This is a genomic window from Christensenella hongkongensis (assembly GCF_000981035.1).
Taxonomy (GTDB): domain Bacteria; phylum Bacillota; class Clostridia; order Christensenellales; family Christensenellaceae; genus Christensenella; species Christensenella hongkongensis.
Genome location: NZ_LAYJ01000068.1, coordinates 124,735 through 136,851, shown reverse-complemented (window position 1 = coordinate 136,851; position 12,117 = coordinate 124,735). Strand labels below are relative to the sequence as shown.

Below are 12,117 nucleotides of genomic sequence, written 5' to 3'. Positions count from 1 at the left end.
GTAATGGAATCAATCATATGTTTTCCATATAATTATAAATATAAAGGAGGTTATGGCTATGATGATCTATAATGTATCAAATTTTCAGCATTTTTTTCAATCCCTGGACAAGTGCGGCGATAACCTGACGCTTGTAACGCCGGATGGAAAAGCCTACGACTGGAAAGCAAACAGGTCTTTTCTCCTGTCGTTCCTGAAAACATTGGATGTCAGCCGGTGTAACAAGCTGGAGATAAGACCGGTTGGCACAGAAGCTGCGTCGCGCATTCTTTGCTATATGCTCGAAGGGGAAAAATCTGCAGCGCATTAACGAAGCGCAGGTTGTGTGCACGAAAGTATGTTTCAGGCTGTGGTTAAAAACTGCGGAAACAGAAAAAACAGGCTGATGCTCACGCACCCGCCTGTTTTTTTCTGCTATCTTATATTCGTACTGGAACGATCCTCAGATTAGTTCGCAGCCTGAGTTGCGGGCGTATAAACGCGCGCCGCGGCCTCGTTATCCATATATAGAATACCGCCCTCGCTGTTGTTTGATATCTTGAGCTTTTCGATCAGGCCGTTTGCATTTTCCTCTTCTTCGACCTGCTCGTTTACAAACCATTGGAGGAAGTGCTGTGTTTTAAAATCGCGTTCATCCATCGCGGCGCCCATCAGCTCGTTGATCATGCCGGTTACTTTTTGTTCGTGCGCGAGTGTTTTTTCAAAAATATCCATGGGTGATTTAAAATCAGTATCCGGCGCTTCAATCGCGCGGAATTCAGCATTGCCGCCTACCCTCAGGATATAGTTCATCAGCATAGTCGCATGGTCGCGCTCCTCCTGTGCCTGCACAGTGTACCAGTTTGCAAACCCATTTAAATTTTTGGATGTAAACCAGGCAGCCATCGAGAGATAAAAATAAGCGGAGTAAAATTCGTTTTTCACCTGCTCGTTCAACATGTTTTCCAATTTTTCACTAAGCATTTTGATTGCCTCCATTAAAAATTTTTCATACCTTTATCCTATCATAGCCTAAGCCGGATTGGAACTGCTTTTTTTGTCACTTTTTGCCTGCACGTCGAGCTCGCGGAGCATATCGTTATTGAGATAAGTTCTTTTTGACACCACAAGGCTGTTCTTTTTCTGGAGCTCTTTATTGTAAAGGGCATAAACAGAACCAGGGGTTACCGCGCCGCCTACGGCGTGTGATTTTGGAACGCCCGTACCGTCGAGAAGCACCTCGGGAAGCAGGCGATTGTCATTTTTCATTTTTTTGGCTGCCTTTCTTTGTGATCAGGAAAAATACCACCCATGCACTGAAAATAACCAGTACAACGGCAATGCCGGGCAGGAAAGGATTGCTTGGCGTAGGCGCTTCAAACAAAGTGGAAGCATTCAGCAACTTTGAATTCACAAGATATGTGGTTCCGCCTACTACGGGGAAGGAGATGTTGCCTGAGGAATCGACTTTTATGCCGTCCGTATTAAGCGGAAGGATATCCCTGTTAAGATCATAGTAATAAAGGTAGACAAGCGAACCGGGCTGATACACGTCGCCGACATAAACGTTAAGCAAGGTATCGGGCGGAAGAGCCTGGTTTTTTGAAAGATCTACAAAGATTGCCTCGCGATCCGCAGAAGAAGCGGTACGTTTTCCTTCCGGAACCTCCTGCGAAACACTGGCGACAAGGCTGGCGTTCATAGCGGAAGGAATACGTTCCCCGTCAAACACAAAGGAATAAGGCCTTTCATTTTGCAGGAAAAAAACGAGGTCCCTGTTCTGGCCGACAAGGTTATACAGCACGCTTTCAGGAACCGTGGAAGGCTGGTTCAAAAAGATATTAATATTGGAGGGCACAGAAAGCTTCAACTTGGAAATAATACTGTCCGCGTCGATCGTTTCCTCCCAGATCATGATATTTGTCATATTGGAAAAAGATTCGATTTTTTTCTGTGGCGTATCATTCAGGTAAGAGACGACCGTATTGAACAGGGTATCGTACTCCTTGAGCAAAGGAGCGGAAAAAGAATAGTCATCCCCGCCGTGATACATATAATCGAGAACCGCGACCGTAAGCGTATCATCATCCCGGACAGGCTCGCCATTTCTTGTCAGGGATGTTACTGCCGCAGCCTGGGCGCCGCTTTCAGTCAGGTACTGTTCCGCTTCAATCGTAAATCCCGCAATTTGCGGGAACCCGCTTTTTTGGTAGATAAGCTGGCTGTTCAGGAGCTCCTTCAGTTCTGCGCCGGTGACCGTAGTGGTCACAATATAATCATCAAAATCAAGCGCGTTATACATTGCTCCGAAGGTAATATCTCCCTGTGGAACAGAAGAAAGAATACTCCCGCTGTTTAAAATAGCAATATCCGCGCCGGTACTTTCCATCATGGCGGTTGTGGCAAGGATGCCAAAGTTACTGCTGCCGGTCCGCACATACTCTGATTCTCCATTCAGAAGAACCGGGGTGGAAGCAATCCGTTTTTCAAGGATCGGCTGCTGCGCTTGTGTGAAATCGGTAATGATAGCGGCCGTTTTTTTATCCGGTGCGGATTTTGCCGCCGTTTCATAATCGATAAGCTTATCAGAAATTGAAAGCAGATTGTTCTCGTCGTCAAAATTCAATGTGGCAACGCCAAAACTTTCAAAATATTTGCCGGCCTGCGCAATCGGAGGTGTTACGCCCGCAATGTAGCCCGTATAGCTATTGAAGCCGTTTTCGTATTCGTCATGGGATTTCCCGTCAATAATAAGGTCGATACCGCTTACGCTTGTCGCAATATCGATGCTGCTCAGCGTTGACGTATCGGAGGTGCCAAGATGGGTAAGCGCCACGATTGCGTTCACATTCTCGGCCTGGAGTGCGGCAACGGCTTCCTGCGCTGCAAATATGGTGTCATTTTTATCGAGGAAGGTAAGGCCGGAAAGCTGGTTCGGATCGTTGACGGCAGGCACATCCGGGGATACAATGCCAATCACACCTATTTTAACGCCGTTTTTCTGGAAAATACGATAGGCAGGGAACAGCGGCTGCCCGTCCTTTAAGAGATTCAATGCAAGACCGTCCGTACCGGACGCTTCAACAAGCTCAAGGAGACGGTCGGTACCGTATTCAAAATCATGGCTGCCGGGGACATATGCGTTGTAGCCGACTGAATTCATGATCTGGGAAATGCTTTCGCCCTCGCTCAGATTCGTAAAAGCGCTGCCGGAAAATGCGTCGCCGGCGTCCACAATCAGCTTGCCGTCGGCGGTGTCCTCCTTGACATAGGTTTTAAAACGGGCATATCCGATGGAAGATTCGTTTCCAAGCGCGTGGCCGTGAACGTCATTGGTATGATAGATATTGATGACAGTTTCAATTTCAGGACTGGCTTCCGGCGCAGCAATGGCGTAAGCCGGAAACAACGAAACCAATATAAGAATGGCCAGCAAAAGAGCCGGCGCTTTTAAATACCGCATAAAAATGCCTCCAATAGCTGCCGGTTACCACCGGCGAAAGACTCCGCGCAAAGCGTATTTTGTCCTTTTTGCATTATATCAAAAATAAAGCGCCTGTGCAATTTTGAATTGTACTGGGCTGGATTTTGCCGCAGCGGCGTGGTAAGATAAATGATAAATAAAACTGCAATGTTAGGAGAGTCTTATGGAGTTAAAGGAGACAACGATTTCTTCGGAGAAAATATACGACGGCATTATTATATCGGTAGAAAAAGACACGGTGCGCCTGCCAAACGGCAATACCTCAGTCCGCGAGGTGGTGCGGCATCCGGGCGGTGTGTGCGTATGTGCGGTGGATGCGGACCTCAATTTGTTTTTTGTGAGGCAGTTCCGCTACCCCTACCAGATGGAAATTCTCGAGCTTCCCGCGGGAAAGCTGGATAAAGAAGGGGAAGATCCTTATGAAGGCGCGTTGCGCGAGCTAAAAGAGGAAACGGGGATTATTGCCGCGGATATGATGCCGCTTGGTGAAATATATCCCAGCGTGGGATTTACGGACGAAGTCATCCACCTGTACCTGGCGGTGAATATAGAGCAGAAGGAGCAGTGCCTTGACGAGGACGAATTCATCAATGTAGAGAAGATTCCGCTTGGAAAAGCGGTGGAGATGTCGTTGAAGGGAGAATTGCGCGACGCGAAAACAGTGGCGTGCGTGCTGAAGGCTTATATTATATTGGAGCAGCTTCAGCGGGAAGCGGAGCAAAGCCAGGGGAAAGAACAATGACAACGCGAAGGATTTTGCCGGATGAGATTGAAAAAATGGGCACGATTTTCAAAATGCTCAGCGATGAAACGCGCCTGCGCATCATCTTTGCACTGAAAGGCGAGGAGCTTTGCGTTGCTCATTTGTGCGAGGCGGTGGGAATGGAACAGTCGGCGGTTTCCCACCAGCTGCGAAATTTGAAGGCAGCGCGCCTGATCAAAAGCAGGAAGGATGGGAAAAACGTTTATTACAGCCTTGACGACGAGCATGTGCTTCATGTGATCGACCAGGTGCTCGAGCATATCCGCCATTAATAGGTAATACAAAGCAGGCGTGTAACAGCGTCTGTTTTTTTGTCTGCGAAAAAATAAAATCATCTTTTTTACAGCAATTCAAAAAGAACATTACAGCACAGCGTATTAATTTATGGCGCCTCATGGTTGCGCCGCCGTTAAGGTTTGCTGCATAGCAAATGCCTGCTGCGCAACTATTTGGCAAATTACATTAAAATTTTTGCAAAAAGGGTTTACAAGGAAATGATATATGTTATAATACATATGAACGAATGAACATATATTCATGTGAAGGAGGAAAGTATGATGGCACAAAAACACACGCATGAACACGATCACTGCCACGACGGGAGCTGTGGAAGCGGTCACGAAAAAAGCCATGAGCATATGCACGTCAGCGGAAACGGCGAATGCACCTGCGAGCTTGGCGCGCATGACCATGATCATGAGGGAGGTTGTTCCTGCGGGCATGAGCACGCTCACGCGCTGGAGGGAACAAAGACATATTTTGCAAGGCTTATTACAGGCATTGTTATTTTTGCGCTGGGGTATATCCTGAAGAGTGTGTTTGAGCTTAATATATGGGTTGAATTTTCAATCTTTTTTGCAGCCTATCTTGTGCTTGGGTTTAACGTACTTGTTACGGCAGGAAAAAACATAGCGAAGGGCAAAGTATTCGACGAGAATTTTTTGATGACCATCGCGACCATAGGCGCATTTATTCTGGGAGACTTTGCGGAAGGTACGGCGGTGATGCTGTTTTACATGATTGGTGAAACGCTCTCTGATATGGCGGTTAATAAAAGCAGGAAATCCATTACAAAACTGATGGACATCAGGCCTGATTACGCGAATATCAAAATTGGAGACGAAGTAAAGCGCGTAGATCCGGCTGACGTCGCGGTAGGCGACGTGATCGTTGTAAAACCATTTGAGAAGGTACCGCTGGATGGAACGGTACTTTCGGGGACTTCGGCGCTTAACACAAGCGCGCTTACAGGGGAAAGCCTTCCCCGCGACATTGCCCAGGGCGATGAGGCGCTTGCCGGCAGCGTGAACGGCGGCGGACTTTTAGAGCTGCGTGTGGAGAAAACGTTTGGTGAATCCACTGCGGCAAAAATACTCGACCTGGTGGAGCATGCAGGAAGTAAAAAGGCGCATGCAGAGAAATTCATTACGAAATTCGCGCGTTATTATACGCCTGTCGTTTGTGCGGCGGCCCTTATTGTGGCAATCGTGCCTTCGCTTATAACGGGCGATTGGGCGACCTGGGTTTACCGCGCGCTCCTTTTCCTTGTAATATCCTGTCCGTGCGCGCTTGTGGTTTCGGTCCCGCTGACCTATTTCAGCGGTATTGGCGGCGCGTCGAAAAAAGGGATCCTGGTGAAGGGAGCCAATTACCTTGAAGCGCTCACTGAGGTGCGCGAGGTGGTGTTTGACAAAACGGGAACGCTCACAAAAGGTCAATTCGCAGTAAAGGCGGTATACCCGGCTGATGGCATCAAAAAGGATGACGTGCTTGAGGCGGCAGCGGGCGCAGAGGCGGATTCATCCCATCCAATCGCAAAATCAGTGCTTGCGGCATTTGGCAGGCAGCCCGGGCAGCGCAGCGGATATGAGGAAATACCGGGCCATGGCGTAGAAGCCACCCTGATGGATGGAAGAAAGATTATTGCGGGAAACGCAAAGCTGATGGAGCGTGAGGGCGTTGTTTTCAAAACGCTGGACGAGCCGGGAACCGTACTTTATGTGGCACAGGACGGCAATTTCCTTGGAAGCATACTGATCGCGGACCAGATAAAGCCGGATGCAAAACAGGCCACGCAGGAGCTTCGGGGCATGGGCATTTCTACGGCAATGCTGACGGGCGACGCAAAGAGTATCGGGCAGGCTGTCGCCTCACAGGTTGGGATCGACGAAGCATATTACGAGCTTCTGCCGCAGGATAAGGTGGAGGTGCTTGAGCAGATACAGCACGAAAAAGGACGCGTAGCGTTTGCAGGCGATGGCATCAACGATGCCCCGGTGCTTGCGCGGGCGGATGTTGGAATTGCAATGGGCGGCGTTGGAAGCGACGCGGCAATCGAAGCCGCGGATATTGTCCTTATGACGGACGAGCCGACAGGCGTACCGGATGCGGTACGGATATCGAAGAAAACGCGGCGTATCGTGTGGCAGAACATCATCTTTGCGCTTGCGGTGAAGGCTGTGTTTATGGTGCTGGGCGTAACGGGTATCATAGATATGTGGCTGGCGGTATTTGCGGATGTCGGCGTTACGTTAATTGCGGTATTGAACGCATTGCGGGCGTTGAAATCGTAAGGAAGCAGTTGGGAATAAGGAGTTCAAAAAACGGCACAGCCAAGGGTTGTGCCGTTTTTTATTGTGAGGGTATAAAATTGCAGCAGACAGGAAAGGGCAAACGCCGGGTGTCAGGCTGCTTCCTGGCGGGGCTCCCAGTCCTCGTCTATCAGGTAGGTTTGCGCGATCCCTGCAACGCGCTGGATTTCTGCGGAGTCAAAGGGACTGTTCAGCCCCGCGCTTGCGATATTCCCCAGAAATTCCGCGCTTTCTTCCCGGGCCAGAAGTTTGTTGTAGAGCGCAATGGCGGCCGGTTCATCCGTGAGGGAAAGCTCCCACAACTGGAGCGCGATGTCCGCAGAAGTCCCGTAAGAGATCGTATAAAGGGGATGGTTGTAAATATGGGGAATAGATACCCAGCCGTCGGCAAATGGATTGAAACCTTCCGCATCCAGTAGCCCAAACCGCTCGGACTGCTCTGTTGCAATTTCATTGATCCGGTCGACCGTGATCTCTTCCGGCGAAAGGGAATAGATTTCAAATTCCATTGCGACAAAAAAAGGCTGCTCTACCATGGCCTGAAAAATGCTTGAAAGCGTATCGTATCTTAATTCATAGCCGTCGTCTTCCCCAAAATACCCGGTATAATGATTGGAGACAAGAAGGTCGAGGGCCTGTGAAAAAATTTCAGCGGTATCCGTTGTTTCCGCCAGTTCGTCGCGGATCGAAAGATAGCTGTTGAAATGCCCGAATTCATGGTTCAGTGTAGAGATGCTCCACTCGTCGTCTGAAAAAGTGAGGAAGACAAAAGGAGTGGAATAATCGAAAAGATAGACGGTGTAGGCGTACGGGTATTTGGAGGGCCTGATTTCGTAATCGCACAAACCATTGTCCAGCATTGCCTGAAAATTTTCCGCAAGCGCAGGATCCATTCCTGCAAGCGTTTCGTTCAGGAAACCGGAATAATCCGCGAAACCGATATCGATCTCAGGCAGATATTTTGCTCCATTCCCGGTGAGCCGGCGGTAGACCGGAGTCAGGTATTCTGCGACGTCGTCAAGAAAAGACTGCGCCATTTCCGGCGTATAGTCTAGATCGTTCCATTCGAACTGCATATCGATATAGCTGTCAAAACCCAAAACTTCGGCAAGCTGCTGTCGCGTTTTGACAAGCTCGACATACAATTCGCCAAGCTTGGGATTATAAATGCCGTACCATAGATTGACCGCCTCCAGGTAAGCATCATAATCGGGGAAGGCTTCAATATCCGTGAGTGAGAGCTCCTGCCCGTCATAAAGGATTGTACTGGTGGAAAGCATTTCCGTATAATCGCTTATTAGCTGCGCTTCCTTTGCGTAAAGCGGTATCGATTCCTCCGTATACCATATGGTGTCGCCAAGATATTCAAAATAGTCTGCGTCCCATTCCTCCTCGATCTGTTCCTTGTAGGGGGAGGCATAGAGCGTGGAACAATAATTATCATAGGCCATACTTACGTCCGCGAAATGCGTGGAGGTATAGCCCTGTTCCTCCCGCCAGAATTCGTCCGACAGGTCCATATCGCTGTGGATGCTCGAAAGGGTATCCATCGTTTCAAAGTGATCGAACAATGCGTCGGCCTCGTTCGTAAGCTCTTTAAGCTCCTGCACGTCCACACCGTTTTCGATCAGCTCCGCGATTTCATCGAGCCGCGAGACCGTGCCGTCGGCGTCCGGACGAGTATATTCCATTTCGGAAAACGGAACAATATGGTATTCCTTTTCCGGGTTTGGCGGAAGGGTTTCCATGGCGGACGGCTCTGCAGTGGCGGATGCGCCGTATTCGACTGCCGTACTTTCCATAGCAGTGACGAGCCGCCTGTAAATGTCTGCACAGCCGGAAAGAGATGTGGCGCACAACATGAGCGCCGCCAAAAAAACAGCGGTCAGTTTCTTTTTCATAGTAGGGCCTCCTTAACGGTAATGCCTTGCGGTAAAGAAGTAAACGAGATATACAATACAGCCGGCAATCAGAGACCGCAGAAGCATTTGCCAGAAATCACCGGATTGGGTTGTGATATTCTGGTGGTAAACGCGCACCATCAGGATGCACGTTACCACGACCGTTATCAACTGTCCGATACAGAGGGCAATTTTAGCGATATGATATTGGATTTCCACATTGGTGCCGGATATTTTGACCGGGTAACGGTACAGCCGCGGAAAGCGCGATAACAAAAACAGGAGCCCGCACAGCCCTCCGCCAAGGCCAAACAAAATAAACAGCACAACACGCATTCCGTATTTTGCCACCAGGCCTTCCGAATCCGAAGGGGGAGGGGGCATGGGAAGGATGCTTGCCGTCATCGCGAAGGTGACGATCATGCAGACAATGCTGATAAAAGTGGCCCACTCCAAAAAGAAACGCCAGTTCCGGAGTGCGCGCAGGCTGCTTTCTTTCATACTTTAACCACGCAAATCGATAAAGCCGGAAGCGTCGATACTGCCATCTTCAAAGGTGCCCATATCCTCCAGGATACGCAGGGAAGCATCCAGCACATAAAACATGAGGGGACATCCGCTGCCTTCCCCCAGCCGCATATCGAGCGAAAGAGCGGGAGAGAGGCCGAGCGCACGCGCAATGGCCGTATAACCCTGCTCGTAGCTTTTATGCGAAGCAAACATATATAATACGCTTTGGGGCGCGATGCGCTTTGCGCACAATGCGGCGCATGCCGAAATAAAGCCGTCGATTACAACAGGTATTTTGAAATGCGCACACGCGAGATAAGCCCCTGTCATAGCGGCGATGTCAAGCCCGCCAACCTTTGCGATCACGTCTACGGGATCCTTGGGATCAGGATCGTTTTTTTGGATCGCCGTTTCGATTGCAGATATCTTCTTTCGGTATTGCTCCTCAGAAATTCCCGCACCCCTGCCGGTCATTTTTTCCACCGGCTTTTTGAGGAGCACGGATGCAACGGCAGACGTAGAAGAAGTGTTGCAGATGCCCATTTCCCCCAGGCCAATGATATCGTAATCCGTACGCCCGGCAACGGCCCTGTAGCCAATCTCCATTGCTTTTTCGCACTGCTCGCGCGTCATGGCGGGCTCTTTTACCATGTTGTTGGTGCCGTACATCACTACGCTGTCGATCACGTTTTTGTGCTTCAGGCGTTTTGCAATACCGACGTTATAGACAAACACCTGGGCGTTTGCCTGAGCGGCAAGCACGCTCACCCCTGCGATGCCGTTTGCAATATTGAGCGTTTGCATGGGAGTGACTTCCTGTGGCACGGGCGTAATTCCCTCATCGTAAATACCGTTATCCGCCGCGAAAACAAGCACGGCGCGTTTGGCGAGCGTTCCGCCCATAAACCCGCGGATCCCTGCAAGGCGTACGGCGTAATCCTCCAACTTTCCCAAACTGCCAAGCGGCTTGGAAAGGGAATCCACACGGCGGCGGGCCTCGTCCATTACACTTTGGAGGGGAGGCGTTATCTTTTTGTAATCAATCGTATCGGCTGGCAAATGATTTTCCTCCGTTTTTCTTTTTTGTTACGTCTAGTATGGCACAAACGGAAAGCAGATTTCAAGATGTATCTTTTCTATTTCATAAGCGAATCAGGTTAAGATAAAAAAGACGGCGTACCGGAAAACCGGTAAGCCGTCTTTAAACGCAAAACTGCCCTTTCAGGACATTGTTGATTGGGAGCGCATGGTCAGAAGACCAGCTTGTCCTCCAGGAACTTTTGCACCTGATCCATTGCGATACGCTCCTGCTGCATGGTGTCGCGGTCGCGCACTGTGACGCACTTGTCGTCAAGCGTTTCGAAATCGACGGTGATGCAGTAGGGCGTTCCGATCTCATCCTCACGGCGGTAGCGTTTGCCAATCGAGCCTGCAAGGTCGTAATCCACATTAAAATGCCTGGAAAGATCGGCAAACAGCTTATCGGACGTTTCCGAAAGCTTCTTTTGCAGCGGAAGAACCGCGGCCTTAAACGGCGCAAGCGCCGGATGCAGGTGCATCACGATACGCGTATCGCCGTTTTCGAGCGTTTCCTCATCATATGCCTCGCACAGGAAGGCAAGGGCAACGCGGTCTGCGCCCAGCGAGGGTTCGATGCAGTAGGGAACGTATTTTTCGTTGGTAACCGGATCGAGGTATTCAAGGCTCTCTCCTGAGTGCGCCATATGTGCTTTCAGGTCAAAATCGGTTCTGTCTGCAATCCCCCAAAGCTCTCCCCAGCCAAATGGGAAGCGGTATTCGATATCCGTAGTCGCATTGGAATAATGGGAAAGCTCCTCTGGCGCATGGTCGCGCAGCTTGAGGTTTTCATCGTCTATTCCAAGGGAAAGCAGCCAGTTGTGGCAATAGTCCTTCCAATATTTGAACCATTCAAATTCTTCTTTCGGATCGCAGAAAAATTCAAGCTCCATCTGCTCAAATTCACGAATGCGGAAAATAAAGTTTCCGGGCGTGATTTCGTTCCGGAAGGATTTACCAACCTGTCCGATCCCCATCGGCATTTTACGGCGTGTGGTACGCAGTACGTTTTTAAAGTTTACAAAGATGCCCTGCGCCGTTTCCGGACGGAGGTAAATCTGCGCCGCGGTATCTTCGTTAACGCCCTGGAAGGTCTTGAACATCAGGTTAAACTGGCGTATGGGCGTAAAATCTTTTTTGCCGCAGGACGGACAAACGATGTTTTCGGCAATAAACGCCTCCATTTCTTCCTTGCTCATCGCTTCGACACTGCCGATGTCAAGGTCGTTTTCCGCAGCATAGTCCTCGATCAGCTTATCCGCGCGGAAACGTTCCTTGCAGCTTTTGCAGTCCATGAGCGGATCATTAAAGCCGCCCACATGTCCGGAAGCCACCCATGTTTCCGGGTTCATGAGAATCGCGCTGTCAAGGCCCACGTTGTACGGGCATTCCTGCACGAATTTTTGCCACCATGCGCGCTTGACGTTGTTTTTAAATTCAACGCCCAGCGGGCCGTAATCCCACGAGTTTGCAAGGCCGCCGTAAATTTCCGAGCCCGGGAATACAAAGCCGCGGCCTTTGGCAAGCGCCACAATTTTTTCCATTGTTTTTTCCATCTGAAAAACCTCCATTTTATAACAGAGCGCGAGCATGCGTGCTGGTATTTTATACACGGTACGGGAAAATAAAAAAATCCTTCATCCCATGCAAGGGACGAAAGATTACTTCCGCGGTTCCACCCTAGTTGACTCCCAAAACGGGAATCCGCTTTCAAACCATGCGCTTTTGTCGAGCGGGACGCCACTCCCGCAAAACGCTCCTTGATTCACTTTTTCTATCAAATATCATAACAATTTTTAAAGAGGAATTCAA

11 protein-coding genes are annotated in these 12,117 nt (G+C 49.7%); 4 read left to right on the top strand and 7 right to left on the bottom strand.

What is annotated here, in order from left to right; translation table 11 throughout:
* The first annotated feature begins 58 nt into the window (after nt 1-58).
* Nucleotides 59-310 carry a hypothetical protein gene (locus CHK_RS04245; RefSeq protein WP_046442778.1) on the top strand — a complete coding sequence of 84 codons (252 nt, stop codon included), beginning with the start codon at nt 59-61 and terminating at the stop codon, nt 308-310.
* A gap of 137 nt (nt 311-447) precedes the next feature.
* On the opposite strand, the gene CHK_RS04240 is transcribed toward CHK_RS04245, so the two are convergent.
* From CHK_RS04240 to CHK_RS04230, 3 genes are read right to left on the bottom strand one after another with little or no spacing between them, the layout of a single operon-like run.
* Nucleotides 448-963 (bottom strand): ferritin, encoded by a 516-nt coding sequence (locus tag CHK_RS04240; RefSeq protein ID WP_046442777.1) that lies wholly within the window; start codon nt 961-963, stop codon nt 448-450.
* A gap of 48 nt (nt 964-1,011) precedes the next feature.
* Nucleotides 1,012-1,248 (bottom strand): hypothetical protein, encoded by a 237-nt coding sequence (locus tag CHK_RS04235; protein ID WP_046442776.1) that lies wholly within the window; start codon nt 1,246-1,248, stop codon nt 1,012-1,014.
* Complete coding sequence (locus CHK_RS04230; protein ID WP_046442775.1) at nt 1,238-3,442, bottom strand: bifunctional metallophosphatase/5'-nucleotidase; 2,205 nt, start codon at nt 3,440-3,442, stop codon at nt 1,238-1,240. Before CHK_RS04230 ends, CHK_RS04235 begins: the two co-directional genes overlap by 11 nt.
* Before the next feature lie 184 nt (nt 3,443-3,626).
* On the opposite strand from CHK_RS04230, the gene CHK_RS04225 reads away from it, so the two are divergent.
* The 3 genes from CHK_RS04225 to CHK_RS04215 all read left to right on the top strand — a co-directional run bounded on the left by CHK_RS04225 (nt 3,627) and on the right by CHK_RS04215 (nt 6,799).
* The gene (locus CHK_RS04225) at nt 3,627-4,205 is read left to right on the top strand and encodes an NUDIX domain-containing protein (protein WP_046442774.1); all 579 of its coding nucleotides are present in this window, start codon (nt 3,627-3,629) and stop codon (nt 4,203-4,205) included.
* The gene (locus tag CHK_RS04220; RefSeq protein ID WP_197408882.1) at nt 4,202-4,498 is read left to right on the top strand and encodes an ArsR/SmtB family transcription factor; all 297 of its coding nucleotides are present in this window, start codon (nt 4,202-4,204) and stop codon (nt 4,496-4,498) included. The genes CHK_RS04225 and CHK_RS04220 overlap by 4 nt, the downstream gene beginning before the upstream one ends.
* Before the next feature lie 282 nt (nt 4,499-4,780).
* A complete protein-coding gene (locus CHK_RS04215) occupies nt 4,781-6,799 on the top strand; it encodes a heavy metal translocating P-type ATPase (RefSeq protein WP_082103383.1) in 2,019 nt (672 codons plus the stop codon).
* A 110-nt stretch (nt 6,800-6,909) separates the two neighbouring features.
* On the opposite strand, the gene CHK_RS04210 is transcribed toward CHK_RS04215, so the two are convergent.
* From CHK_RS04210 to CHK_RS04195, 4 genes are all read right to left on the bottom strand, one after another.
* The gene (locus CHK_RS04210) at nt 6,910-8,718 is read right to left on the bottom strand and encodes a M3 family metallopeptidase (protein WP_046442773.1); all 1,809 of its coding nucleotides are present in this window, start codon (nt 8,716-8,718) and stop codon (nt 6,910-6,912) included.
* A gap of 12 nt (nt 8,719-8,730) precedes the next feature.
* Nucleotides 8,731-9,219, bottom strand: a complete 489-nt coding sequence (locus CHK_RS15565) for a hypothetical protein (protein ID WP_131924870.1) — start codon at nt 9,217-9,219, stop codon at nt 8,731-8,733.
* Between the two features lie 3 nt (nt 9,220-9,222).
* Nucleotides 9,223-10,287 carry a nicotinate-nucleotide--dimethylbenzimidazole phosphoribosyltransferase gene (gene cobT / locus CHK_RS04200; protein ID WP_052740298.1) on the bottom strand — a complete coding sequence of 355 codons (1,065 nt, stop codon included), beginning with the start codon at nt 10,285-10,287 and terminating at the stop codon, nt 9,223-9,225.
* A gap of 191 nt (nt 10,288-10,478) precedes the next feature.
* Nucleotides 10,479-11,861: a glycine--tRNA ligase gene (locus tag CHK_RS04195; protein ID WP_046442772.1), complete on the bottom strand. Its 1,383-nt coding sequence runs from the start codon at nt 11,859-11,861 to the stop codon at nt 10,479-10,481.
* Nucleotides 11,862-12,117: the final 256 nt, after the last annotated feature.

Bases quoted from the DNA above. Each gene is read 5' to 3' on its own strand.
- CHK_RS04195 (WP_046442772.1), bottom strand. From the start codon at position 11,861: ATGGAAAAAACAATGGAAAAAATTGTGGCGCTTGCCAAAGGCCGCGGC.
- CHK_RS15565 (WP_131924870.1), bottom strand. From the start codon at position 9,219: ATGAAAGAAAGCAGCCTGCGCGCACTCCGGAACTGGCGTTTCTTTTTG.
- CHK_RS04245 (WP_046442778.1), top strand. From the start codon at position 59: ATGATGATCTATAATGTATCAAATTTTCAGCATTTTTTTCAATCCCTG.
- CHK_RS04210 (WP_046442773.1), bottom strand. From the start codon at position 8,718: ATGAAAAAGAAACTGACCGCTGTTTTTTTGGCGGCGCTCATGTTGTGC.
- CHK_RS04230 (WP_046442775.1), bottom strand. From the start codon at position 3,442: ATGCGGTATTTAAAAGCGCCGGCTCTTTTGCTGGCCATTCTTATATTG.
- CHK_RS04240 (WP_046442777.1), bottom strand. From the start codon at position 963: ATGCTTAGTGAAAAATTGGAAAACATGTTGAACGAGCAGGTGAAAAAC.
- CHK_RS04225 (WP_046442774.1), top strand. From the start codon at position 3,627: ATGGAGTTAAAGGAGACAACGATTTCTTCGGAGAAAATATACGACGGC.
- CHK_RS04235 (WP_046442776.1), bottom strand. From the start codon at position 1,248: ATGAAAAATGACAATCGCCTGCTTCCCGAGGTGCTTCTCGACGGTACG.
- CHK_RS04215 (WP_082103383.1), top strand. From the start codon at position 4,781: ATGATGGCACAAAAACACACGCATGAACACGATCACTGCCACGACGGG.
- CHK_RS04220 (WP_197408882.1), top strand. From the start codon at position 4,202: ATGACAACGCGAAGGATTTTGCCGGATGAGATTGAAAAAATGGGCACG.